At 62.5% G+C, this 23,754-nt stretch carries 22 protein-coding genes; 14 read left to right on the forward strand and 8 right to left on the reverse strand.

Translation table 11 applies throughout. The features are described 5' to 3' along the window. Positions 1 to 228: 228 nt before the first annotated feature. Positions 229 to 2,031: a dihydrolipoyl dehydrogenase gene (gene lpdA, locus P3T40_RS09340; protein WP_429267407.1), complete on the forward strand. Its 1,803-nt coding sequence runs from the start codon at positions 229 to 231 to the stop codon at positions 2,029 to 2,031. 439 nt (positions 2,032 to 2,470) lie between these two features. Here the strand turns inward: lpdA and P3T40_RS09345 are convergent, their stop codons facing one another. Next, on the reverse strand, positions 2,471 to 3,043 hold the full coding sequence (locus P3T40_RS09345) for a phasin family protein (RefSeq protein ID WP_429267408.1): 573 nt from the start codon (positions 3,041 to 3,043) through the stop codon (positions 2,471 to 2,473). 802 nt (positions 3,044 to 3,845) lie between these two features. Here P3T40_RS09345 and pbpG point away from each other — a divergent pair. After that, positions 3,846 to 5,027: a D-alanyl-D-alanine endopeptidase gene (gene pbpG / locus P3T40_RS09350; protein WP_429267409.1), complete on the forward strand. Its 1,182-nt coding sequence runs from the start codon at positions 3,846 to 3,848 to the stop codon at positions 5,025 to 5,027. Between the two features lie 127 nt (positions 5,028 to 5,154). Here the strand turns inward: pbpG and P3T40_RS09355 are convergent, their stop codons facing one another. Beyond that, positions 5,155 to 5,961 carry an IclR family transcriptional regulator gene (locus tag P3T40_RS09355; protein ID WP_429267410.1) on the reverse strand — a complete coding sequence of 269 codons (807 nt, stop codon included), beginning with the start codon at positions 5,959 to 5,961 and terminating at the stop codon, positions 5,155 to 5,157. 191 nt (positions 5,962 to 6,152) lie between these two features. Here P3T40_RS09355 and P3T40_RS09360 point away from each other — a divergent pair, with 191 nt between their 5' ends. Both P3T40_RS09360 and P3T40_RS09365 read left to right on the forward strand, forming a co-directional pair. Continuing rightward, the gene (locus tag P3T40_RS09360) at positions 6,153 to 6,875 is read left to right on the forward strand and encodes a (Fe-S)-binding protein (RefSeq protein ID WP_429267411.1); all 723 of its coding nucleotides are present in this window, start codon (positions 6,153 to 6,155) and stop codon (positions 6,873 to 6,875) included. 104 nt (positions 6,876 to 6,979) lie between these two features. Further along, a complete protein-coding gene (locus tag P3T40_RS09365; protein ID WP_429267412.1) occupies positions 6,980 to 8,392 on the forward strand; it encodes a lactate utilization protein B in 1,413 nt (470 codons plus the stop codon). A gap of 134 nt (positions 8,393 to 8,526) precedes the next feature. On the opposite strand, the gene P3T40_RS09370 is transcribed toward P3T40_RS09365, so the two are convergent. Continuing rightward, positions 8,527 to 9,063 carry a hypothetical protein gene (locus P3T40_RS09370; RefSeq protein WP_429267413.1) on the reverse strand — a complete coding sequence of 179 codons (537 nt, stop codon included), beginning with the start codon at positions 9,061 to 9,063 and terminating at the stop codon, positions 8,527 to 8,529. A 250-nt stretch (positions 9,064 to 9,313) separates the two neighbouring features. On the opposite strand from P3T40_RS09370, the gene P3T40_RS09375 reads away from it, so the two are divergent. The 10 genes from P3T40_RS09375 (at position 9,314) to iscX (ending at position 16,413) form a co-directional block, all read left to right on the forward strand. After that, complete coding sequence (locus P3T40_RS09375) at positions 9,314 to 9,553, forward strand: hypothetical protein (RefSeq protein ID WP_429267414.1); 240 nt, start codon at positions 9,314 to 9,316, stop codon at positions 9,551 to 9,553. A gap of 181 nt (positions 9,554 to 9,734) precedes the next feature. Beyond that, on the forward strand, positions 9,735 to 10,232 hold the full coding sequence (locus tag P3T40_RS09380) for a low molecular weight protein-tyrosine-phosphatase (protein ID WP_429267415.1): 498 nt from the start codon (positions 9,735 to 9,737) through the stop codon (positions 10,230 to 10,232). Positions 10,233 to 10,391: 159 nt separating this feature from the next. Then, the gene (gene iscR, locus P3T40_RS09385; RefSeq protein WP_429267416.1) at positions 10,392 to 10,922 is read left to right on the forward strand and encodes a Fe-S cluster assembly transcriptional regulator IscR; all 531 of its coding nucleotides are present in this window, start codon (positions 10,392 to 10,394) and stop codon (positions 10,920 to 10,922) included. Positions 10,923 to 10,987: 65 nt separating this feature from the next. Continuing rightward, positions 10,988 to 12,211 carry an IscS subfamily cysteine desulfurase gene (locus P3T40_RS09390; RefSeq protein ID WP_429267417.1) on the forward strand — a complete coding sequence of 408 codons (1,224 nt, stop codon included), beginning with the start codon at positions 10,988 to 10,990 and terminating at the stop codon, positions 12,209 to 12,211. Between the two features lie 73 nt (positions 12,212 to 12,284). Next, the gene (gene iscU, locus P3T40_RS09395; RefSeq protein WP_429267418.1) at positions 12,285 to 12,701 is read left to right on the forward strand and encodes a Fe-S cluster assembly scaffold IscU; all 417 of its coding nucleotides are present in this window, start codon (positions 12,285 to 12,287) and stop codon (positions 12,699 to 12,701) included. Between the two features lie 19 nt (positions 12,702 to 12,720). Beyond that, the gene (gene iscA, locus P3T40_RS09400; RefSeq protein ID WP_074299878.1) at positions 12,721 to 13,044 is read left to right on the forward strand and encodes an iron-sulfur cluster assembly protein IscA; all 324 of its coding nucleotides are present in this window, start codon (positions 12,721 to 12,723) and stop codon (positions 13,042 to 13,044) included. A 174-nt stretch (positions 13,045 to 13,218) separates the two neighbouring features. Beyond that, positions 13,219 to 13,746, forward strand: a complete 528-nt coding sequence (gene hscB, locus P3T40_RS09405) for a Fe-S protein assembly co-chaperone HscB (protein ID WP_429267419.1) — start codon at positions 13,219 to 13,221, stop codon at positions 13,744 to 13,746. A gap of 87 nt (positions 13,747 to 13,833) precedes the next feature. Next, complete coding sequence (hscA, locus tag P3T40_RS09410) at positions 13,834 to 15,705, forward strand: Fe-S protein assembly chaperone HscA (protein ID WP_429267420.1); 1,872 nt, start codon at positions 13,834 to 13,836, stop codon at positions 15,703 to 15,705. Between the two features lie 153 nt (positions 15,706 to 15,858). Further along, positions 15,859 to 16,200, forward strand: a complete 342-nt coding sequence (gene fdx, locus P3T40_RS09415; protein WP_429267421.1) for an ISC system 2Fe-2S type ferredoxin — start codon at positions 15,859 to 15,861, stop codon at positions 16,198 to 16,200. A gap of 15 nt (positions 16,201 to 16,215) precedes the next feature. Beyond that, positions 16,216 to 16,413: a Fe-S cluster assembly protein IscX gene (gene iscX / locus P3T40_RS09420; RefSeq protein WP_429267422.1), complete on the forward strand. Its 198-nt coding sequence runs from the start codon at positions 16,216 to 16,218 to the stop codon at positions 16,411 to 16,413. Between the two features lie 192 nt (positions 16,414 to 16,605). On the opposite strand, the gene P3T40_RS09425 is transcribed toward iscX, so the two are convergent. The 5 genes from P3T40_RS09425 to P3T40_RS09445 all read right to left on the reverse strand — a co-directional run bounded on the left by P3T40_RS09425 (position 16,606) and on the right by P3T40_RS09445 (position 23,610). Then, on the reverse strand, positions 16,606 to 17,358 hold the full coding sequence (locus tag P3T40_RS09425) for a glycine zipper 2TM domain-containing protein (protein ID WP_429267423.1): 753 nt from the start codon (positions 17,356 to 17,358) through the stop codon (positions 16,606 to 16,608). Between the two features lie 377 nt (positions 17,359 to 17,735). Beyond that, the gene (gene lysS / locus P3T40_RS09430) at positions 17,736 to 19,262 is read right to left on the reverse strand and encodes a lysine--tRNA ligase (RefSeq protein ID WP_429267424.1); all 1,527 of its coding nucleotides are present in this window, start codon (positions 19,260 to 19,262) and stop codon (positions 17,736 to 17,738) included. A gap of 152 nt (positions 19,263 to 19,414) precedes the next feature. After that, positions 19,415 to 20,519 (reverse strand): peptide chain release factor 2 gene (gene prfB / locus P3T40_RS09435; protein WP_429267425.1). Its coding sequence is split into 2 segments (ribosomal slippage): positions 19,415 to 20,437 and positions 20,439 to 20,519, totalling 1,104 coding nucleotides; the frame shifts between segments, so codons are not numbered across the junction. A 171-nt stretch (positions 20,520 to 20,690) separates the two neighbouring features. Next, the gene (gene recJ, locus P3T40_RS09440; protein ID WP_429267426.1) at positions 20,691 to 22,397 is read right to left on the reverse strand and encodes a single-stranded-DNA-specific exonuclease RecJ; all 1,707 of its coding nucleotides are present in this window, start codon (positions 22,395 to 22,397) and stop codon (positions 20,691 to 20,693) included. Between the two features lie 76 nt (positions 22,398 to 22,473). Then, positions 22,474 to 23,610: a regulator gene (locus P3T40_RS09445; RefSeq protein ID WP_429267427.1), complete on the reverse strand. Its 1,137-nt coding sequence runs from the start codon at positions 23,608 to 23,610 to the stop codon at positions 22,474 to 22,476. Positions 23,611 to 23,754: the final 144 nt, after the last annotated feature.

The raw sequence follows: 23,754 nt of genomic DNA on the forward strand, positions 1-23,754 counted from the left end.
TCATGTCGGTCTATTAGCGTTGCCCCTGTGCGGGGCAGCATTTACTTTTCTTTGCACCCCAAGGGTACTTCCTTCGGGGCGTCTTCCAAAGAAAAGTAGGCAAAAGAAAGGCGGGTCCTTGGGCGGACAGCAAAGGATGTTTCTGTTCCGGCTCGCTGCTAGCTTTTAGGCTGCTTTTGGGTTCTTTTTGCGCTTCTTCGTCAACGATCAAAAAGAGAAGGGGACACTATGAGTCTCGTCGAAGTGAAGGTGCCGGACATCGGTGATTTCAAGGATGTCGACGTCATCGAAGTCAATATCAAGCCGGGCGACGTCATCGAGAACGAACAAGCTCTCATGACGCTCGAATCGGATAAGGCTTCCATCGAAGTGCCCAGCGATACCGCCGGCACCGTCAAGGAAGTTCGCGTCAAACCCGGTGATAAGGTGTCCCAAGGGACCGTCATCGCGCTTGTCGAATCGTCGGCGGACGCGGCTCCGGCCAAAGATGCACCCAAGGCTCCCGCTAAAGAGCCCGAAAAAGCACCCGCCGCTCAGGCAGAAGCTAAACCGCAAGCCGCAGCGGCTGCGCCTAAGGCTGCTGCTCCCGCGCCTCAAGCCGGCAGCTTTTCGGGCAGCGCGGATATCGAGTGCGAGATGCTCGTCCTCGGTTCGGGTCCCGGTGGTTATTCCGCTGCGTTCCGCTCGGCCGATCTGGGTATGAAGACCGTGCTCGTCGAACGTTATTCGACCCTCGGCGGTGTCTGTCTGAATGTGGGCTGTATTCCGTCCAAGGCGCTTCTGCATACCGCGCTCGTCATCGACGAGGCCGATGCGCTGAGCCATCACGGCATCACGTTCGGCAAGCCGCAGATCGATCTCGATAAACTGCGTGACTTCAAGTCCGGCGTCGTCAAGAAGCTGACCGGCGGTCTCGCCGGCATGGCCAAGATGCGTAAGGTCGAGGTCGTCACCGGTACCGGTACGTTCGTCGACCCCAATCATATGGAGGTCGTCACGGACGGCGGCAAGAAGGTCGTCAAGTTCAAGCAGGCCATCATCGCGGCCGGCTCCGAAGCGGTCAAGCTGCCGTTCATTCCGGAAGATCCGCGTGTGGTCGATTCGACCGGCGCGCTCGAACTGCGTCAGATTCCCCAGCGCATGCTGGTGATCGGCGGCGGCATCATCGGTCTCGAAATGGCGACCGTCTATTCGACGCTCGGCGCGCAGATCGATGTCGTCGAAATGCTCGACGGTCTGATGGCCGGCGCCGATCGCGATCTCGTCAAGGTCTGGGAAAAGTACAACAGCAAGCGTTTCGCTAATGTCATGCTGAAGACCAAGACGACCGGCGCGGAAGCCAAGGACGATGGCATCTACGTGACCTTCGAAGGCGAGAAGGCGCCGGCCGAGCCGCAACGCTACGATCTGGTGCTGGTCGCCGTGGGTCGCAGCCCGAATGGCAAGAAGATCGGGGCCGACAAGGCCGGTGTCGCCGTGACGGATCGCGGTTTCATCGAAACCGACAAGCAGATGCGCACCAACGTGCCGCACATCTTCGCGATCGGCGATCTCGTCGGTCAGCCAATGCTCGCGCACAAGGCTGTGCATGAAGGTCACGTGGCGGCCGAAGCTGCGCACGGCGAGAAGGCGTACTTCGATGCGCTGCAAATTCCGTCAGTCGCCTACACCGATCCGGAAGTGGCCTGGGCCGGCAAGACGGAGGACCAGTTGAAGGCTGAAGGCATCAAGTACGGCAAGGCGGTGTTCCCGTGGGCCGCTTCGGGTCGTGCCATTGCCAACGGCCGTGACGAAGGCTTCACGAAACTGCTGTTCGACGAAGAAACGCATCGCGTGATCGGCGGCGGCATCGTCGGTCTGAACGCCGGCGACCTGATCAGCGAAGTCTGTCTCGCAGTCGAAATGGGCGCGGACGCAACCGACATCGGCAAGACGATCCATCCGCACCCGACGCTCGGCGAATCGGTCGGCATGGCCGCTGAGCTGTATGAAGGCGTCTGTACCGATCTGCCGCCGCAGAAAAAGAAGTAAGGTGGTATGGGGCGCTTGCGCTTAACCGGCGTAAGCGTCCTCGATCAACGCAAAGATTTGCCTTGAGGTCGGCTTTTGAATCTGGCCGCAAAAACAAAACGGCGCGCCCTTTGCGGGGCGCGCCGTTTTGTTTTGTTTAGCGGGGCAGGGCATTCGCCACGCCTCGTTCTCATGCTCAGATTACTTGCTTCGTTCGTTAGCCTGGATAGTGGGACGGTCATTGCCAGGACAAAAAAATCCCGGCGTTGGCCGGGCAAACGATACGCTGTTCAACGTATCGGAGCGTTCGGCCGCCAGTGAACGCGTAGAACGCGAGGCTGTACGGCGCTGTTGCTACGATAAGCGCCGGCCAGTGAAACGGCCGGCGCGTGTTGATGCGCGAAATACTGAAACGCTTGAAACCTGAGTCGAAACCTCAGTTAAAAACTGAGATGAAGACTTAGACAGCCTTCTTGGCCGAGCGCGAAGCTTGAGCTGCAGCTTGCGAAGCGGCCTTCGACGCTGCCGTAGCGGCTGCGTTGAAGTTGCTTTCAGCGATTTCGACAGCTTGCTTGGTTGCCTTGTGAACCGTTTCGTACGTGGTATTGGCGGCGGTGATGGCCGACTTGATCACGGCGACAGCGGTTTCCGAACCAGCCGGTGCGTTCTTGGCGACGTTGTCGACCAGCGACTGCACCTTGCGGTTTTGCTCTTCATATTGAGCTTCTGCAACGCGGGCGAATTCGGCCTGCGTGGCGGACACGATTTCATACACGTGACGGCCATACGACAGGGCCTTTTCCGAGATCGGCTGCGTGAGGCCAGCCTGCAACGCGAAAAATTCCTGCGCGTCTTTCACCGACAGCGCGCGTTGTGCATTTTCCTGGCTTTCCGCGAGCGTCGACTTGACGACTTGCAGGTTCAGCTCAACCAGCTTTTCGATGCCTTCGAATGCCTTGGTCGTCAGACCAAACAGCGTTTCAAGGTTGGCTTTCTGTGCTGCGGCGATTTGCTCAGGGGTCAGCAGAGACATGTTTACGCTCCTGGATGGACGGTCCGTCTAATGCGGACCGCGTTGGGTTAATGGCAAAACGTTGATTCATCGAGCTGCGATGTATTGTGCATCGCAGCAATGACACCTATTTTAGGATGATGCCTGTGGATGTCAAGTACTTTTTGTGCGCCGCACAATGTCGAGAAATTCTCGACAAAACAAGACGTTATGAAATGCATATGACATAACCGTGAAGCATGTCGGATTGACTGTTGCACAGTGCTGGTGCGCGCTGCAGCGGTAACTTTTGCTGCATTTGCGGAGAAACGGACGTTGCGTCGGCGGCGCTGCGTGCATTCCGGAGGAGCGGCAGGGCGCGAAGGAAAATCTGACGGCGAGATGCACTTAAACAACAATCCATGTAAACCGGAATCTGTCATGGAACGTTAATCGGGCATCTCGGTCGAATGCGCGATGGTTGATCTGCAGCAGATGCTTAACTGTCTGCTGCTCGATGCATCGGCCGGAGCCCGCGAGAAACGCCCGCTGGCCCCCGGCTAGCGGCGTTTTGCGGCTCGCGGAACGACCGTATTTCCCCGTATCAAGGTTGTCTCTAATTTGCCGTTATGCTGATAGGATCGCTCTAATCCCGCGAATAACAGCCCGACGAACGTCCGCGAACATGATCGCTTTTTTCGATTGCGTTCGCGAAGCTTATAGGCTTTTTGCAATCGGATCTTACAAGCCGGTTTAAGGAGCGCCGATAAGTGCTTAATATTGCTAATTTTTCGTGGTTTTACTACACTTGCGTAAAATCCTCGCCGCCCCTGACAGAACACCAATGAAAACCGACATGTTTTCGTCGCTAAAAGTGATCCACGGCGTGGCCCTCAGCACCGCTGTGTCGGTGGCCGCCTCGGTGGTCATCGCAGCCGCGTTCGCTGCGCCTGTCGACGCTTTCGCGGCGACGGCTACAGCCGCTGCCGCCCCTGCCAAAACAAGTAAGAAGACCCTCAAAACTGCGAAATCGGCCAGGAAGGCGGGTTCTGCCGTTGCTGCGAAGAAGTCGGCCAAGGTCGACACGACCGCGGACGCGTCTGACGACGCGCCGCGCGTGGAAACCCGCAGGCGCCGCGTTTCGTATACGTTGAACGGTCGCCGCCACTCGGTGGTCCGCCAGGTCGCGTTCGAACCGCGTCAGCCGACAGTCGGTCAGGCCTTCGGCCTGCATGACACGCCGGACGCACTCGCCTTGCGTTCGAGCGTCGCCTACGTGGTCGACCAGAATTCCGGAGAATCGCTGTTCGACAAGAACTCGCACGCCGTGGTGCCGATCGCTTCGATCACCAAGCTGATGACGGCGATGGTGGTGCTGGATTCGAAGGCGCCGCTCACCGAGCAGATCGAAGTCACGGATGAAGACCGCGACTACATCAAGAACACGGGCTCGCGCTTGGCCGTTGGCTCGGTGCTCTCGCGTGAAGACATGCTGCACATCGCGCTGATGGCGTCGGAAAACCGCGCCGCCGCGGCGCTGTCGCGTTACTTCCCGGGCGGCCGTCCGGCCTTCCTCGCGGCGATGAACGCCAAGGCGAAGCAACTCGGCATGACCGACACGCACTTCGAAAGCCCGTCGGGTCTGACGAGCGAGAACGTGTCGACCGCGCGCGACCTGGTGAAGATGGTCAACGCGGCCTATCAGTACCCCATGATCCGCCAGTTCTCGACCGATCATAGCTATGAGGTCTACACGGGCAAGCGTTCGATCGCTTACAACAGCACGAACGCGCTGGTGCGCAACCCGACGTGGGATATCGGTCTGCAGAAGACAGGCTTCATCAACGAAGCGGGTGAGTGCCTCGTGATGCAGACGACCATTCATGGCCGTCCGATGATCGTGGTGCTGCTCGACTCGTCGGGCAAGTACTCGCGCTTCGCGGATGCGACGCGTCTGCGTACGTGGCTCGACAACGGCGGCGATACGCACATCACCAGTGCCGACGCAGGCGGCCCGGGCACCTGAGCCCGCACGACGCTGCAAGATCGCTGCCTTCAGGTTCTGTCGGCAGCACCAACGAAAAGCCCCGCGAATGCGGGGCTTTTTGCATCCGGCGCGCGCCTTGACGGTGCGCCTCGACGAGGGGCGTCAATCAGGCATGTTGATGATGCGCGTTGGCCGGCGGCGTTTCGGGCTGATAGCCGAGCGACGCGGAGATCACCAGCGCCGTCTTGCTGAGCTGTCCCAGCCAGGAGTCCTGCAAGCGGTCAGCCGGCGCCGACAGCGACAGGCCTGCGACGAGCTTGCCGGTATCGTCGTAGATGCCCGCAGCGATACAGCGCACGCCGAGTTCCAGTTCCTCGTTGTCGCGGGCCGAGGATTGCTGGCGCACGTGCAACAACTCGCGTTCGAGCTTGGCGAGATCCGTGATGCTGTTCTGCGTGTGTCCCGACAGGCCGGTCCGGGTCGCGTAGGCGCGCACGCGGGTCGATTCGTCTGCGGCGAGGAACAGCTTGCCGACCGACGTCAGATGCAGCGGCGCGCGCCCGCCGATCGCCCGCACCACCTGCATGCCGGAGCGCTCCGAGTAGGCCCGTTCGATATAGACGATCTCGTCGCCCTGGCGTACTGACAGATTCACGGTCTGGCCGGTCAGGCGGTGCAGTTCACGCATGGGCAGCAGCGCGGCGTCGCGTACCGACAGGCGTGCTTTGACCAGATTGCCGAGCTCGAGCAGGCGCATGCCGAGGCGGTAGGTGCCCGGATCCGAACGGTCGACCAGTCGGCAGGTCACCATGTCGTTCAGGATGCGGTGGGCGGTGGAGGGGTGCAGCTCGGTACGCAGCGCGAGTTCCTTCAGGCTGACCGGGTCGCTATGCGCAGCCAGGGCGTCGAGCAGCCGCATCATGCGCTCGATCACCTGGATCGAAGTCTTGGGATCCGGGTTCGTATCGCTCATGGGGAGAAATCGGTTGACGCAACAAACAGCGGAAAACTGATTGTATATCGTATCGTGAAAAAAGCGAACGCCGTTCGAGGCGCCATTCGAATTCGCGGCCGCGCCCGGCGCCCATCGCGGGGTGCGGTATCGGCGTTGGTATTGTTCCGCAAACAGCGGATAATCAGGGACGTTTTCCTGGAGGAGCGCCCATGCGAGTCGGATTGTTCGTTACCTGCCTGATTGACCTGATGCGTCCCGAGATAGGTTTTTCGGTGATCAAGCTGATCGAGCGTGCAGGCTTCGAGGTCATCGTGCCGCCGGCGCAAACCTGCTGCGGGCAGCCCGCCTACAACTCCGGCGAGCGAGGTCTTGCGCGCGATCTGGCCGAGAAGACCCTGCGGGAATTCGAGCAGTTCGATTACATCGTGGTGCCGTCGGGTTCGTGCGGCGGCATGATCCGCGTGCACTACGGCGATCTGTTCGGCGACGATCCGGACATGATGAGCCGCTTCGGCCGGCTGCGTCCCAAGGTCTACGAGCTAACCGATTTCCTCGTGAACGTCGCTAAAGTGGAGTGGGCGCCGGGCGAGTTCGTGGGACCCGTCACCTATCATGATTCCTGTTCCGGGCTGCGTGAGCTGGGCGTCAAAACGCAGCCGCGCGCGCTGCTTGCGCAGGCAGGTGTGGCGGTCACCGAAATGAAGGATTGCGAGCACTGCTGTGGCTTTGGCGGCACTTTCGCGGTGAAGTACGGCGATATCTCGACGGCGATCGTCGACGAGAAATGCGCGAACATCGGCGCGAGCGGCGCGGGCGCGGTGGTGCTCGGCGATCTCGGCTGCATGCTCAATATTGAAGGCCGGTTGCGCCGCAAGGGCGACACCGCGACGCGCGTGCTGCACATCGCGCAGGTGCTGGCCGGCGACGCATAGGCGTCATCTCAAACTGCGTAGAAGGCATTAGCCCCGGCGATGCTGTCGCGCGCAGTGCCTTCATTCATTGAAATTGAATCCGGAAGCGAATCCGAAAGGCCGCCATGCAAGTTCAAACGATGCAGTTCAAGGCCCGTGCGGGTCAGAACCTCGCCGATCAGCGCCTGCAGCAGAACCTCACCAAGCTGTCGACGAAGTTCGTTTCGGCGCGGGCGGCCGCGCTTACCGCCATCGACTTCGCCGCGACCCGCGCGGCGCTCAAGGAGCGCCGCAATCGCGCGCTCGAGAACCTCGATGTCTGGCTCGAGACCTTCGAGCGCGAGGCGACCCGGCGCGGCGTCACGGTCCTGTACGCGGAAACGACCCAGGAAGCGGCCCGGCTCGTTGCGGATATCGCCCGCCGGCACGACGTGAAGAAGGTGATCAAGACCAAGTCGATGGTTACCGAGGAAATGCGCCTGAACGAAGTGCTCGGCCAGATGGGCGTGCAGTCGATCGAGACCGATCTCGGCGAATACATCTTGCAGATCAACGACAACGAACCGCCGAGCCATATCATCGCGCCGGTGGTTCACAAGGATAAGGACGAGATCGCCGATCTGTTCGCCAAAACGCACCATCGGCCGAGGCTGACCGAGATCCCCGAGATGACCCGCGAGGCTCGCGAAGTTCTGCGCCCGCATTTCATGACGGCAGACATGGGCGTGACGGGCGGCAACTTTCTGGTGGCGCAGACCGGCTCGGTTGCGCTCGTGACCAACGAGGGCAACGAAGGCATGTGCACGGTGATGCCGCGCGTGCATGTGGCGGTCACGGGTATCGAAAAAATCCTGCCGACGCTCGAAGACCTGGCCACCGCGATGCGGCTGCTGCCACGCTCGGCCACCGGCCAGGCGACCTCGAACTACTTCTCGGTGCTGACCGGTCCGCGCGGGTCGGGCGATCAAGATGGTCCGGAGCATATGTATGTGGTGCTCGTCGATGGCGGGCGGACGGGGCTGATCGGCGGGGACTTTCAGGAGATGCTGCGTTGTATTCGTTGCGGCGCCTGCATGAATCACTGTCCGGTCTATCAGAAGGTCGGCGGTCATGCCTACGGGTGGGTGTATCCCGGGCCCATGGGGTCGGTGCTGACGCCGAGCTATGTGGGGCTCGATAAGGCGCTCGATCTGCCGCAGGCCGCCACGCTCTGTGGCGAATGCAATAGTGTCTGCCCGGTCGGTATTCCGCTCTCGGACCTGCTGCGCAAGCTGCGCGAGAAGCAGGTGGAGCGGCATCTGCGGCCGTGGCGGGAGCGCGCGGGGCTGGCGGTGTGGGGTTTTCTCGCGCTGCATCCCGACGCCTACGCCCTCTTCACGAAGCTGGCGGTGCGGGTGCTCGAAAGAATGGGCGGCCGCCGAAGGGCGATTGCGCGTCTGCCGCTCGCCGCGGGTTGGACCAACACCCGGGATATGCCGGCGCCGGTTGGCCGCACGTTCCGGGAGTTGTACGCGGCGCAGCGTAGTCATCTTGGATAGTGCGCGGGCTTTGCCGCGGTGGTCCGGGCGCATTGGCGAGTCCCGCGGCGGCCGCGGCCATGCCTGATGGCCGCGCGCGGGACCAATCTGGGCGGCCGATCCACGCGGTGCGGCTTAAGCCGCACCGCGTGGGATCAATGCGAGTTGGAATGCTGGCCGTTGCCATAGCCGGCCGCACGGTTGTTTCCACCGCGCGACCCACCACCGTTGCCGCCGCCGTTACCACCAACGTTACCGCCGCCGTTACCGCCGCCGTGCTGGCCGCCATCGTTGCCGGCCTGCGGCGGCGGCGGACCACCGGGGCGCCCTCCCGGCGCGCCGCCATGAGCGGGGCCGCCAGATGCGCTTCCCGGTGTGCTTCCTTGTGGTGGCGGGTTATGCGGTCCTCCTTCGCCGGGCCGGGGATGCGCGCCGTAGTCCGGGCGCTGGTGTGCGTCCCAGTGTGGTTGGCCGTGATAGCCTGGGCCGTAGCCACGACGCTGGTCGTAATACGACGGGCCGTAAGAGCCGCCAATGCCAATCGACACTTCGGGTTGAACCACCGCAGGTCCGTCGCCATATCCGTAATAGCCGCCGTCATAGCCGGGCCCCGCATCCGGATAGACAGCACAGCCGCCGAGGAAAGCCAGGGCGGCGCAAGCAGGCGCAAAGCGGGTGATTCGATGTGACATGGGTCTGGGCTGCGTTTTTGTCGATCCACCATTGTGAATGTCCGGTGAAAGAAAACTGTAGTAGTTTGTAAGGATGTGTTTTATCAAGGCCGGCCGCATCCCCAGCGCCCTCCTCGAGCCATTGTTCCTCTCAGCGCAACGCTGTATCCCGCTATGGCGGGTTTATCCTGATTGATTTCTTCTATACCATTTCGACTGGGCATAGTGGGCTATAAGGCTCCTGATGCCTCAATCGGAAGAGAATGACATCATGAAAAAGACAATATCGATGTACTGGCCGGTGGCCGTGGTTATGCCGCTCGCAGCGGCGGCCTGCCTGTACGTAAGTGGCGAAACCGTCTCGCGGATCGCGCAGCCGCCGCTCGGCGCCAATCAACTCACGGCGGAACTGGCGCGTACCGTTTCATATGGCCTCGTGGGCAACGATCCCGTGCGGTCGGGTAAGTCGGTGCGCGCAGTCGCCTCGCTGCAGGCGTCGCAAGCGTCCTGAGTGCGGGGTGAGAACGCAGGCGGCCAACGCAGCCAGGCGGGTAAGCTCGCGCCCGGGCTGGCAACGTCCTGTGGCGTCGCGCTGCGCGCCGTACGCGCACCGGGCGCGATTTTCCTTGCCTTTGTATAATCGCGGCACCGTTCGCTAACCCGATCCGGATGCATCGCATCCAGCGCCCTTGATGAAAACCATCTCCATCTGCTTCGTCTGCCTCGGGAACATCTGCCGGTCCCCGACTGCGGAAGGGGTGATGCGGCATCAGGTGGACGAGGCGAAGCTAACGGAGCGCATCACCGTCGATTCGGCCGGCACCGGCGACTGGCACATTGGTGCTGCGCCCGACGAGCGCGCGCAGCACGCAGCGGCACAGCGCGGCTACGATCTTTCCGGGCTGCGCGGCCGTCAGATTGGAGTGCCGGACTTCGAGCGCTTCGATCTGCTGATCGCGATGGACGACGCCAACGTCGCAGCCTTGCACCGGATCTGTCCATCGGCGCAGCGCGACAAGATTCGCCTGTTGATGGAGTTCGTGCCGCAAACCGATGCCCGTTGGGCGGGCGAGCGCGAAGTGAGCGATCCCTATTTCGGTGGCGCAGCGGGCTTCGAGCAGGTGCTCGATCAATGCGAGGCCGCGTGCCGCGGACTGATCGCTGCGCTCCATCCGCAGCTGGCGCACTGAGTGGCAGCCGGCGACATGGACCCGATGGGCTCCCGAGCGCGCCGTTTCAGTGCCCAATCAATTAAGCAAATGACCCAAATAGCAATGTGGATACTTGACTAATTTGCTCATGTATTTATACTTGACCAAACTTGTCGAGAATTGCGATCCCCATACATCATGAGACTCACCACAAAAGGCCGTTTCGCCGTCACGGCGATGATTGACCTGGCGCTGCGCCAGGAGCAGGGCCCGGTGACGCTTGCGGGTATCAGCCAGCGCCAGCACATTTCCCTGTCCTACCTCGAACAGCTGTTCGGCAAACTGCGTCGCCATGAGATCGTCGAGTCCGTGCGCGGGCCCGGTGGTGGCTACAACCTGGCGCGCCGCGCCGAAGACGTGACCGTCGCGGACATCATCATTGCCGTCGACGAGCCGCTCGACGCCACCCAATGCGGCGGCAAGGGCACGTGCGAAGGCACCAAGCAGCACGACGGCCACTGCATGACGCACGAACTATGGTCCACCCTGAACCAGAAAATGGTCGAGTACCTGGATTCAGTGTCCCTGAAAGATCTGGTCGATCAGCAACGCTCGCGCGAAGGCGCGCCGGCTGTGCTGCGCGACCGCCGCAGCGAGGCGCCGGCGGTCGAACCCGCCCGCGTCGCACCGCGCGGACCGAATTCCGTTTTCAACATGGCCAGTTCATAGAGCGCCGCGAAGCCAGCGAACTCAGAACCCAAGAGCCAGAGCAATGATGTCCCCCGGAGCGATTCATGAATAACGACATTCCCCACCTGCCCATTTACATGGACTACAGCGCCACGACTCCGGTCGACCCGCGCGTGGTGGACAAGATGATTCCCTACCTGCGCGAGCAGTTCGGCAACCCGGCATCGCGCAGCCACTCGTATGGCTGGGACGCGGAACGTGCGGTCGAAGAGGCGCGCGAGAACGTCGCAGCGCTGGTGAATGCCGATCCGCGCGAAATCATCTGGACCTCGGGCGCCACGGAGTCGGACAATCTGGCCATCAAGGGTGCCGCGCACTTTTACAAGAGCAAGGGCAAGCACATCATTACGGTGAAGACCGAGCACAAGGCCGTGCTCGACACCACCCGCGAACTCGAACGCGAAGGCTTCGAAGTCACGTATCTGGATGTGAAGGACGACGGTCTGATCGACCTCGACGTGTTCAAGGCCGCGCTGCGCCCGGATACGATTCTGGTGTCGGTGATGTCGGTGAACAATGAGATCGGCGTGATCCAGGACATCGAGGCGATCGGTGAAATCACCCGGGCAAAGGGCATCATTTTCCACGTCGACGCCGCTCAGGCCACGGGCAAGATTGAGATCGACCTGCAAAAGCTGAAGGTCGACCTGATGTCGTTCTCGGCCCACAAGACGTATGGCCCGAAGGGCATCGGTGCGCTGTACGTGCGCCGCAAGCCGCGTATCCGTATCGAAGCGCAGATGCACGGCGGCGGCCACGAGCGCGGTATGCGTTCGGGTACGCTGGCGACGCACCAGATCGTCGGCATGGGCGAAGCGTTCCGTCTCGCACGTGAAGAAATGGCCACGGAAAACGAGCGCATTCGCATGCTGCGCGACCGTCTGCTGCGCGGCCTGCAGGACATGGAAGAAACCTATGTGAACGGCGACATGGAAAAACGTGTGCCGCACAACCTGAACATCAGCTTCAACTTCGTCGAAGGCGAATCGCTGATCATGGCTGTGAAGGATGTCGCGGTGTCGTCGGGTTCGGCGTGCACCTCGGCTTCGCTCGAGCCGTCGTACGTGCTGCGTGCCCTTGGACGCAACGACGAACTGGCGCACAGTTCGATCCGCTTCACGGTGGGTCGGTTTACGACGGAGCAGGACGTCGATTACGTCATCAACCTGCTGAAGACGAAGATTTCGAAGCTGCGCGATCTGTCGCCGCTGTGGGAAATGTACAAGGACGGGATCGATATTTCGACGATCCAGTGGGCTGCGCACTAAGTTGCCGCAAGGCTTACCCGCTGAGCGAAACATCGCACCGAATGCAGGTTGAAACGAATCAAGGAGTGTAATCATGGCTTATAGCGACAAGGTTCTGGACCACTACGAAAATCCGCGCAACGTCGGTTCCTTCGCCAAGGACGACGACGCAGTGGGTACCGGCATGGTCGGCGCGCCGGCTTGCGGCGACGTGATGAAGCTGCAGATCCGCGTGGGCGCGGACGGCATCATCGAAGACGCGAAGTTCAAGACGTATGGCTGCGGTTCGGCGATCGCCTCGAGCTCGCTCGTGACCGAATGGGTGAAGGGCAAGACGCTCGATCAGGCCATGTCCATCAAGAACACGCAGATCGCCGAAGAGCTGGCGCTGCCGCCGGTCAAGATCCACTGCTCGATCCTCGCGGAAGACGCGATCAAGGCAGCGGTTGCCGACTACAAGCAACGCCACGGCGAAACCGCGGAAGCGGGCGAAAAGCAGCACGCTGCTTAAGGTCGCAACGAGAAACGCTATGGCAATTACGTTGACCGAAAAGGCAGCACAGCACGTCCAGAAGTATCTGGTCCGCCGCGGCAAAGGTGTCGGGCTGCGGCTCGGCGTGCGCACGACCGGATGCTCGGGTTTGGCCTACAAGCTCGAGTACGTGGATGAACTCGCGCCCGAAGATCAGGTATTCGACTGCAATGGCGTGAAAATCATTGTCGACCCGAAGAGCCTCGCCTATATCGACGGCACGGAACTCGACTTCGCACGTGAAGGGTTGAACGAGGGCTTCAAGTTCAACAACCCGAACGTGAAGGACGAGTGCGGCTGCGGCGAATCGTTCCGCGTCTGAGGGGACTGAGTCCGCGTGAAGCGGAAAAAAGGCGGCGCGGGCCGCCTTTTTAATTTGTCCCACCTGATCGCGCATCTGAGCTCGCAGCCTGTTTTGCAGACTTATTTGCGCACTCACTTTGCACAGTCATTTTGCAAACTGAGCGCGCCCCTTGAACGGACCACATCTGATTCGATGGCCTCGCTGAACGACAGCCACTTCGACCTGTTTGACCTGCCGGCGCAATACACGCTCGACGCCAACGTGCTCGACCATGCGTATCGCACGGTGCAGTCGCAGGTGCATCCCGACCGCTTCGCTGCGGCGGGCGACGCGCAAAAACGGATTGCGATGCAATGGGCGACGCGCACGAACGAGGCGTATCAGACCCTGCGCGATCCGTTGAAGCGCGCCACGTATCTGCTGTTGCTGCGCGGCATCGATGTCGGCGCCGAGAACAACACGGCCATGGAGCCGGCGTTCCTGATGCAGCAGATGGAGTGGCGCGAAGGCATCGAAGATGCCGGCGCGGCGAAGAACGTCGACGCACTCGATGCCTTGCTCACCGAACTGCGCGATGAGGAACGGGTGCGCTTCACCAAACTCGGCGCCTTGCTCGACAGCGGGGCGAATCAGGCGGCGGGCGAGGCGGTGCGGCAGTTGATGTTTATTGAGCGTGTCGCGGCGGAAATCGGCACGCAGATCGAGCGGCTCGACAACTGACGCGCAAACGTCAGCTTTATGGCCCGATCAACCTAGCAACGCGAACCATTCAGGACGGGGTAGTACGCTCCCCGAAGAAGATCTCAGATGGCTTTACTGCAAATCTCCGAACCCGGCATGGCGCCCGCGCCGCATCAGCGGCGCCTCGCGGTCGGTATTGACCTCGGCACGACCAATTCCCTCGTCGCTGCGGTGCGCAGCGGCGTGCCCGACGTATTGCCCGATGCGGATGGCCACGTGCTGCTGCCGTCGGTGGTCCGCTATCTGGAGAAGGGCGGCCGCCGTATTGGACGCACCGCCAAGGCCGAAGCGGCGAGCGATCCGCGTAACACGATCGTCTCGGTCAAGCGCTTCATGGGCCGCGGCAAGGCGGAAGTGGAAGGGGCCGAAAACGCGCCGTACGATTTCGTCGACGCGCCGGGCATGGTGCAGATTCGCACCGTCGACGGCGTGAAGAGCCCGGTCGAAGTATCGGCGGAGATTCTCGCGACGCTGCGTCAACTCGCGGAAGACACGCTCGGCGACGATCTGGTGGGTGCCGTGATCACCGTGCCGGCCTATTTCGACGAAGCGCAACGCCAGGCCACCAAGGACGCCGCGCGGCTGGCCGGTCTGAACGTGCTGCGACTGCTCAACGAGCCGACCGCCGCGGCGATCGCCTATGGCCTCGACAACGGTTCCGAAGGCCTTTACGCCGTGTATGACCTCGGCGGCGGTACCTTCGACCTGTCGATCCTCAAGCTCACCAAGGGCGTCTTCGAAGTCCTCGCGGCGGGCGGCGATTCCGCGCTTGGCGGCGACGATTTCGACCACGCGCTGTACCGTCACGTACTCGAGCAGGCCGGCATCGCGCCGCAGACGCTCGCCGCGGAAGATGTACGGATGCTGCTGGACAGCGTACGCGTGGCCAAGGAGGCGTTGTCGGACGCGCCCGTGGCAACGTTGCAGGCGACGCTCTCCAACGGCACCCAGCTCGATCTGACCATCGACGAGGGCAGTTTCGAGGCCATCACGCAGGCGCTGGTGCAGCGCACGCTCGGACCGACCAAGAAAGCGCTGCGCGACGCGAAGGTCACGACCAAAGAAATCAAGGGCGTGGTGCTGGTGGGCGGGGCAACCCGCATGCCGGTGATCCGCCGCGCGGTGGAAGGGTTCTTCGGCCAGCCGCCGTTGACCAATCTCAACCCCGACCAGGTGGTCGCGCTCGGCGCGGCGATCCAGGCCGATCTGCTGGCCGGTAACCGCGGCGCCGACGGTGACGACTGGCTGCTGCTCGACGTCATCCCGCTGTCGCTTGGCGTTGAGACGATGGGCGGCCTGACCGAGAAGATCATCCCGCGCAATTCGACGATTCCGGTCGCGCGTGCGCAGGATTTCACCACCTTCAAGGACGGCCAGACCGCGATGGCGATTCACGTCGTGCAGGGCGAACGCGAACTGGTGTCGGATTGCCGCTCGCTCGCGCGTTTCGAGCTGCGCGGCATTCCGCCGATGGCGGCCGGCGCGGCGCGCATTCGTGTGACCTATCAGGTCGACGCGGACGGCTTGCTGTCGGTGTTTGCCCGCGAGCAGCATTCGGGCGTGGAGGCGTCGGTGGTCGTGAAGCCGTCGTATGGCCTCGCCGATGACGATATCGCCAAGATGCTCGAAGACAGTTTCAACACGGCGGAAGTCGACATGCGCGCCCGCGCGCTGCGCGAAGCGCAGGTGGAAGCACAGCGGCTGATCGAAGCGACGGATGCAGCGTTGGCAGCGGACGCCGAATTGCTCGACGAGGCCGAACGTGCCGAGCTCGACGGGCTCCTGAGCGCCTTGCGTAACGTGGCCCAAAGCGATGACGTTGACGCGATCGAAGCGGCGACGAAAACGGTAGCCGAAGGCACCGACGAGTTTGCCGCCCGCCGCATGAACAAGGGTATCCGCCGCGCGCTGGCCGGCCGCAAGCTCGACGATATCTGAGCACGCGGTTGCGGGAACGTCAGGCCGCCGGCTCACCCAAGCCTGGCGACCTTTAACGAATCACGTGACGTGTGTCAAAAAAGCACGCGTCACCAGTAAAATGGTACGGAGCCAGTTCGCCGGCGTCCGTACCCCAGACCAAACGGAAATCGTATGCCTCAAATCGTTGTGCTGCCCCACGTCGAACTGTGCCCGGAAGGCGCGGTGATCGATGCTGTACCGGGCAAGAGCATCTGCGACAGTCTGCTGGAACACGGTATCGAAATCGAGCACGCTTGCGAGAAGTCGTGTGCGTGCACGACGTGCCATGTGGTCGTGCGTGAAGGTTTCACTGCGCTCACGCCGTCGGAAGAGGACGAAGACGATCTGCTCGACAAGGCGTGGGGTCTCGAGCCCGAGTCGCGTTTGTCGTGCCAGGCCTTGGTGCCGGCCGACCAGGATCTCGTTGTTGAAATCCCGCGTTACTCGATCAACCACGCGAAGGAAAATCACTAACAGGAGCGCCCAGCCATGAAGTGGACCGACACGCAAGACATCGCGATGGCCCTCACCGACAAGCATCCGGAAGTGGACCCGCAGCAGATACGCTTCACCGACCTGCACCGCTGGGTGACGGAGCTGGAAGGCTTCGACGACGATCCGGGCCGCTCGAACGAGAAGATCCTCGAAGCGATCCAGGCGGCGTGGATCGAGGATGCGGATTATTGAGTTGCGTCGAGCGGGGCGGTGGTTGTCCGGCCTGAGCAAACAAAAAGGCGATTCCGTTGGAATCGCCTTTTTTGCGTCCGGGGTAGCGGTCAGATCAAGGGCTGTCTGTGACGGACGAGGCGGCCAACGCACAGCCCGAATCGGCCGTGGCCCTTTGACCGTCAGGCCGATTGCCGCCCCAGTAACCGTCGCTTAACCCGCGACGAGCGAACCGTTCTCGATGTGCACGCGCTCGCCTTGCTGGAACGGCGGGGCTTCGTGGTACGTGAAGTAACGGTTCTTGCCGCTCTCCATACGCACGTGGACCGAGTAAGAGGTTGTGCTACGGATATGTTTTTCGACCGAGTTGCCGGCGAAGCCACCGCCAACGGCACCCAGTACAGTCATCGCGCCGCGACCTACGCCGCCGCCAAACTGGTTGCCTATCAGACCGCCGGCCACTGCGCCGCCTACGGCGCCGATGCCCGTGCCATGACCTTCCTGACGCACTTCCGAGATCGCTACGACCGTGCCGCAGCTAGCGCAATAGGCCGGCTGAGGTGCCGGTTGCTGCGCGTACTGCCCCTGCGCCGGTTGAGGCGCTTGTGCCTGTGGTTGCTGAGCGTATTGCTGCTGCGTCGGCGCAGGCACCGGAACTGGCGCCGGCGGGGCGGCTTGCACCTGAGCCTCTGTCTGTGCCGGCTGTTGTTGCTGCGGCTGCTGATCCTGCTGTGCGTAGGTCGCCGGATTGGCTGGCTGAGCCGAATCGACCACCGGTTGCGAAGCCGCCTGCGCGGCGACCTGAGCCGACTGGGTCTGATCATTTTGCGCGCCGTTGCTCGACGCTTTCGGGAACAGGCCTGTTATGGCTGCCGTGGCAGCGAGGCTGGCAATGATCACTGCGCCGGCCGCGGTCGCGACAAGCGGATGGATACGACGTGGTTGCGTGGTGTTTGGGTTGTTCATGTTGGACCTCCGTCTCAAGCAGAGTCGACTTTTATTGAGACATAGTGTCCGACAGCTAGCTTGGGCCAAGGTTTCAAGTTGTAACCAAATCTGAACCCGTCATGTGGATGCGGAGCATGCTGAAAGGGCAGGAGCGGGGCAAAGCCTGAGTTGTCAGGGGAAGCCGGGGAGGGTGCAGCTTAACGGGTCAGCGCGCATTGGGGAGCTTTTACCGATAGTTACAAACCATCAACCCTGTCGAAGCTATCGGGCTGTGGCGTAGCCCAATGCAATGAGAAACGCCCGGCAGGGTTTGCCGGGCGTTGGGTCCAACTAGTCAAGTCATTGTGTAACCACCGCGGCCATTACGGCCGCTACGGTTGCTACGTCGACCGTAATCAGTCTTCGCGGCGCAGATGCGGGAACAGGATCACGTCGCGGATGCTCGGGCTGTCGGTCAGGAGCATCACGAGACGGTCGATACCAATACCGCAACCGCCTGCCGGCGGCATGCCGTACTCCAGCGCGCGGATGTAGTCGGCGTCGTAGAACATGGCTTCTTCGTCGCCGGCGTCCTTCTGGTCCACCTGCTTCTTGAAGCGGGCGGCCTGGTCTTCCGGATCGTTCAGCTCCGAGAAACCGTTGGCGATTTCGCGGCCCGTGATGAACAGCTCAAAACGTTCGGTGATACCCACCACCTTATCCGACGCGCGCGCCAGCGGCGACACTTCGATCGGATAGTCGATGATGTAGGTCGGCTCCCATAGTTGGGATTCGGCGGTCTCTTCGAAGAGCGCCAGTTGCAACGCGCCGACACCCGCGTTCAGGAACTGCGGCTGCGAGGCATCCACGCCGAACTTCTTCAGTTCGGGGCGCAGGAACGCCGCGTCAGCCAGTTGTTCGTCAGTGTATTGCGGGGCGTACTTCTGGATGGCCTGGGTGATCGTCAACCGATGGAACGGCTTCGAGAGATTCAGCTCACGGCCCTGATAGCTGATCGTCGCCGTGCCGAGCGAGTCGATCGCAGCCTGGCGGATCAGTTGCTCGGTGAAGTCCATCAGCCACTGGTAATCGGTGTACGCGGCGTAGAACTCGATCATCGTGAATTCCGGATTGTGGCGCACCGAGACGCCCTCGTTACGGAAATTCCGGTTGATCTCGAACACGCGCTCGAAACCGCCCACCACCAGACGTTTCAGGTACAGCTCCGGCGCGATCCGCAGGAACATCTGCATGTCGAGCGCGTTGTGGTGCGTGACGAAAGGCTTCGCCGCCGCGCCGCCGGGGATCGGGTGCAGCATCGGCGTTTCGACTTCCATGAAGTCGGCTTCGGCCATGAACTTGCGGATCGACGACATGGTCTTGGTGCGGGCCACAAAGGTCTTGCGCGTTTCCGGCGTGACGATCAGGTCGACATAGCGCTGGCGGTACTTCATTTCCTGGTCGGCGAGGCCGTGGAACTTGTCCGGCAGCGGACGCAGCGACTTCGACAGCAGGCGCAGCTCGGTACAACGCACCGACAGTTCACCCTTGTTGGTACGGAATAGCACGCCGCGCGCCGCGACAATGTCGCCCATGTCCCACTTCTTGAACGCGTCGTAGGTTTCCTGCCCGACGTCAGCCGGCGTGATGAAGAACTGGATCTGACCCGAACCGTCGCGCACGGTGGCGAAGCTCGCCTTGCCCATCACGCGCTTCAGCATCATGCGGCCGGCCACGGCGACTTCGAGCGGATTCGCTTCGAGCGCTTCCTTGTCGGCTTCGGCGTATTGCGTCTGCAGATCTTCCGCATGATGCGTGGGGCGGAAATCGTTCGGATAGGCGACGCCGTGTTCACGCAGTTCGCGCAGCTTTTCGCGGCGCTCGGCGATGATCTTGTTTTCGTCTCCCTCGGGCGCAGCGTTCGTCTGGATCGGTTCGGTCATGATGGGTCGGTATTCGGGGTGGCCTGCATGCGGGTGGGCCGCACGAGGTTGCCTGCCGGTCAGAAATCGGACTGCAATCGGACTACAACAGGCGGTCAAAAGATGCGGCGCGGCAAACCTTGCCGCGCCGGAAGCGCTAGGGTGCGTCGCCTTTAGATGCCCTGTTTCAGGCTGGCGCTAATGAACGGGTCGAGGTCGCCATCGAGCACGCTCTTGGTATTGCTGATTTCGACGTTGGTACGCAGATCCTTGATGCGGCTGTTGTCCAGCACGTACGAACGGATCTGGTGACCCCAGCCCACATCGGTCTTGCCGGCTTCGAGCTTGTCCTGCTCGGCCTGACGTTTGCGGATTTCCGCTTCGTACAGGCGCGATTTCAGCATGGCCATGGCTTCGGCGCGGTTGCGGTGCTGCGAGCGGTCGTTCTGGCACTGCACGACGATGCCCGACGGCATGTGCGTAATCCGCACCGCGGAGTCGGTCTTGTTGATGTGCTGACCGCCGGCGCCGGACGCGCGGTACGTGTCGATGCGCAGATCGGCCGGGTTGATGTCCACTTCGATCGAATCGTCGATCTCCGGGTACACGAACACCGACGAGAACGACGTATGGCGGCCGCCCGACGAGTCGAACGGCGATTTGCGCACGAGGCGGTGCACCCCGGTTTCGGTGCGCAGGAAGCCGTAGGCGTATTCGCCTTCGATCTTGATCGTGGCGTTCTTGATGCCGGCAACGTCGCCGTCGGTCTGTTCCAGCACTTCGGTCTTGAAGCCCTTGCGTTCGCAGTAGCGCAGGTACTGGCGCAGCAGCATCGAGGCCCAGTCGCACGCTTCGGTGCCGCCGGCGCCTGCCTGAATGTCGAGGAACGCGTTGTTCGGGTCGGCCGCGTTCGAGAACATGCGGCGGAATTCCATGTCGGCCACGCGGCTTTCCAGACCGGCTGCATCGCTTTCGCAGGCGAGGAGGGTTTCCTCGTCATCCTCTTCGCGCGCCATGCCGAACAGATCCTGCGCATCGCGCAGGTCATTGTCGAGCGACGTGAGCTTTCCGACGACGTCGTCGAGCAGCTTCTTTTCCCGGCCGAGGGCCTGGGCGTGCTTCGAGTCGTTCCAGACGTTCGGGTCTTCGAGTTCCCGGTTGACTTCGATTAGACGCAGTGCTTTGTCGTCGTAGTCAAAGATACCCCCGTAGCTCGCCCGCGCGACGGCGCAGGTCGGCCAGAGAGGCTTCGATCGCGTTGAGACGTTCCGCTTCCATGTCGATCTTTTATAGCTTCGTAAAAAGGGGAAATTATAGCCGATCGAGGCTGCCCGCCGGAGGCTAATGCGCGTTTCCGGCGGGTGTTTGGGGCGGTTTTGCGGGGATTTTGCGCGGTTTTCGCGCTTGCGGCGCGGCTGAGGGGCGAGGTGAGGCGAACCTCGTGGCCGCTCAACTCACCGCATGCTCCACGATCAATTGGACGCGCGAAACGCCGTTCCACGTATCGCTTGCGAGCCGGTAAGCGATGGTCGTGCGGTTGGGCAGCGAATCGGTGTGGTTGAACCAGATCGCGTTGAAACGCTGCCGGCCGCGCAGCAGTTGCAGCTTTAGATGCTTGTCCTTCACCAGCGACTGCGAAGCGACCTCGAATTCGCCCGAAAATACCGGCGCCGGAAAGCCTTGGCCCCAGACCGCGGCGTCGAGCATTTCGACGAATTGCGGCGTGAAATAGGCCTCCTCCAGATCGCCGTCGGTTTCGACGACGCGCGCGAGCGCGTCGGCGGAGAGCCATTCGCGGCCGACCGCCTCAAAGGCTGCCGTGAAACGCGGCACGTCCGAGGCTGCGAGCGTCATGCCCGCCGCCATGGCGTGGCCGCCGAACTTGACGATCATGCCGGGTTCGCGTTTCGAGATCAGGTCGAGCGCGTCGCGCAGATGAAAACCCGCAATCGAGCGGCCCGAGCCTTTGACGAGCACACCGGTTTCATCAGCCGGCGCGAAGGTAAACGCGGGCCGGTGGAATTTTTCCTTGAGCCGTCCCGCAACAATGCCGATCACACCCTGATGCCAGCCTTGGTTGAAGAGCACGATGGTGGCTGAGCCGGCCGGATCGACCGTCGACAGATCTTCAAGCGCCTGCTGTTGCATGCCGGCTTCGATCTCGCGCCGCTCGCGATTGATCGCGTCAAGTTGCTGCGCGAGCTCCCACGCACGGCCGATGTCTTCCGTCGTGAGGCATTCGATCCCCAGCGACATATCCGAGAGCCGGCCCGCCGCGTTCAGCCGCGGGCCGAGCGCAAAGCCCAGATCGAAGCCCGAGGCGTTGCGGGCATCGCGCGCCGCGGCGCGAAACAGGGCAGCGATGCCCGGCTGCATCTTGCCTTTGCGGATGCGCTGCAGACCTTGGGCGACCAGCACGCGGTTGTTGCCGTCGAGCTTGACGACGTCCGCCACCGTGCCGAGTGCAACCAGATCGAGCAGGCCGTCCAGACGCGGTTCGGGCCGCGCATCGTTGAATGCGCCGCGTTTGCGCAGCTCGGCGCGCAGCGCGAGCAGCACGTAGAACATCACGCCAACCCCGGCGATGCACTTGCTCGGGAAGGTGCAGCCTGGCTGGTTCGGATTGACGATGGCTCGGGCGGCGGGCAGGTCGTCGCCGGGCAAGTGGTGGTCGGTCACCAGCACGTCGATACCGAGCGCGTTGGCCGCCTCGACGCCGTCGACGCTGGCAATGCCGTTGTCCACCGTGATCAGGAGATCCGGCTTGCCCGACGGGTTGCGTGCGGCCAGCGCAACGATCTCGGGCGTCAGTCCGTAGCCATATTCGAAGCGGTTCGGCACCAGGTAGTCGATCTGCGCGCCGAACATCCGCAGGCCGCGCACGGCCACGGCGCAGGCGGTGGCGCCGTCGCAGTCGTAATCGGCAACCACCAGCATGCGGCGCTTGCCTTCGATCGAATCGGCGAGCAGCGCCGCGGCGTCCTCGCAGCCTTTGAGCTGCACGGGCGGCACGAGGCGCGCGAGGCCGGTTTCGATTTCATCCGGCCCGCACACGCCGCGCGATGCGTACAGACGGGCCAGCACCGGATGCAGGCCGTGACGGGTCAACACTTCGGCGTCGACGGGAGAGCAGGCGCGCGTAACGATTCGAGTCATGCAGAAAGGCCGGAAAACATGCGATGGAACATTCGCGGAGTGATGGGCTGGCTCATTCGCTTAGTCATTCGCGGGATCATTCGATAAAGAGCGAGGCAAGGAGACGCCGCCGCCAGAACTTGCGCAAATCTCCGCGCGTGATGATGAGCGTCACCGAGCCGGTATCGCCACACAGCGTGAGGCCGAGTTCGCCCAGTTGTCGTGCCTGCAAGGCGGCGAGGGCGGGGGCGAACCAGTCGGTCTCGAGCGCGGCGAATGCCTCGTTCCAGCGAGCCCAGTCCTGCTCGATATAGGGCGCGGAAAATGGGTCCAGCTCGACCAGTGTGGTTGCTGCGGCCTCGTTGCCGCCATGGGCGCCGCTTCCTGCGCCATTGGCGCCATTTGCAGCCGCTGCGAGGACGGCAAACGAAGCCGGCGGCGCGCCCGTTTCAACCCCGGCAGTGAGCGCGAGGCCGCGCGTGGCCGCCGCATCCGACAGCACACGGGCAAACGGACTTTTCACCGGTTGCGCCGCGCCTTGTGCGTGAAACCAGATGGAGTTGACCGAAGGCAATCCGCGCGCTTCGCGTGCCTCGTTGACCGGATGCTCGAACCACGCCATCTGCACTTCGTTCTGCAGCTTCATCCACGCCCGCGAGCGCTCGCCGGTGTGGGCTTCGTGAGGCAGCCAGATCTCGATGTTGCGGCCGCTGGCGCGCAGCGGCGAGGCGCCGGCGAGTGTGCCGAAGGCGTCGCTCGCGAGATACCAGCGCGAAGGCTTGGGCGCTTCGATGCGCACGCCGAGCTCTTCGATCAGCGGCCGGGCCACGTCGAGCAGCGTTGAGGCTTCATCGTCGGTCAGCGCGAGCGAAGCGGGGTCGATCAGCACCAGATGATCGTGCGCAATGCGCACGTGCACCGGTTGCACGCACGCCCAGGTCGACGTGCCGGGTTCGCCGCCGTCGGCACGCAGCATGTAGGGCGCGAGCGGCGCCTCGTCTGCGGCTCCTGCACCGCTTGGTACCGTGCCAAACTGGCGTGCCACCCAGCGCTCGTGCGGCAGCGTGCGCTGGAAATCCTCGCCGATCACCCGCTCAACGAGTGTGGCCCGGGCGAGCAGTTTGTCGAGGGCGGGACTTTGGATGTTGTACAGCGCGGTGGAGGCGTCGGCTGCGGCGGGCAGCGCGAAGGGCAGGAGGAGATGAAGACGGTTAGCGTGCATGATGCTGCGCATTGTATGGCAAACGATGGGGGCTTTCGATTCCAGGTGCTGACCGTTGATGGGAAAGGGCCAGCGGCGGAGCCTATCGGTCCATAGCGAACGAGTGGTGTTGCCCGGGGCTGCACGTTGGCCGATCGGACTAGTTTCACTTGCTCC

Origin of the sequence: Paraburkholderia sp. EB58 (assembly GCF_050436665.1) — a bacterium.
Classification (GTDB): domain Bacteria; phylum Pseudomonadota; class Gammaproteobacteria; order Burkholderiales; family Burkholderiaceae; genus Paraburkholderia.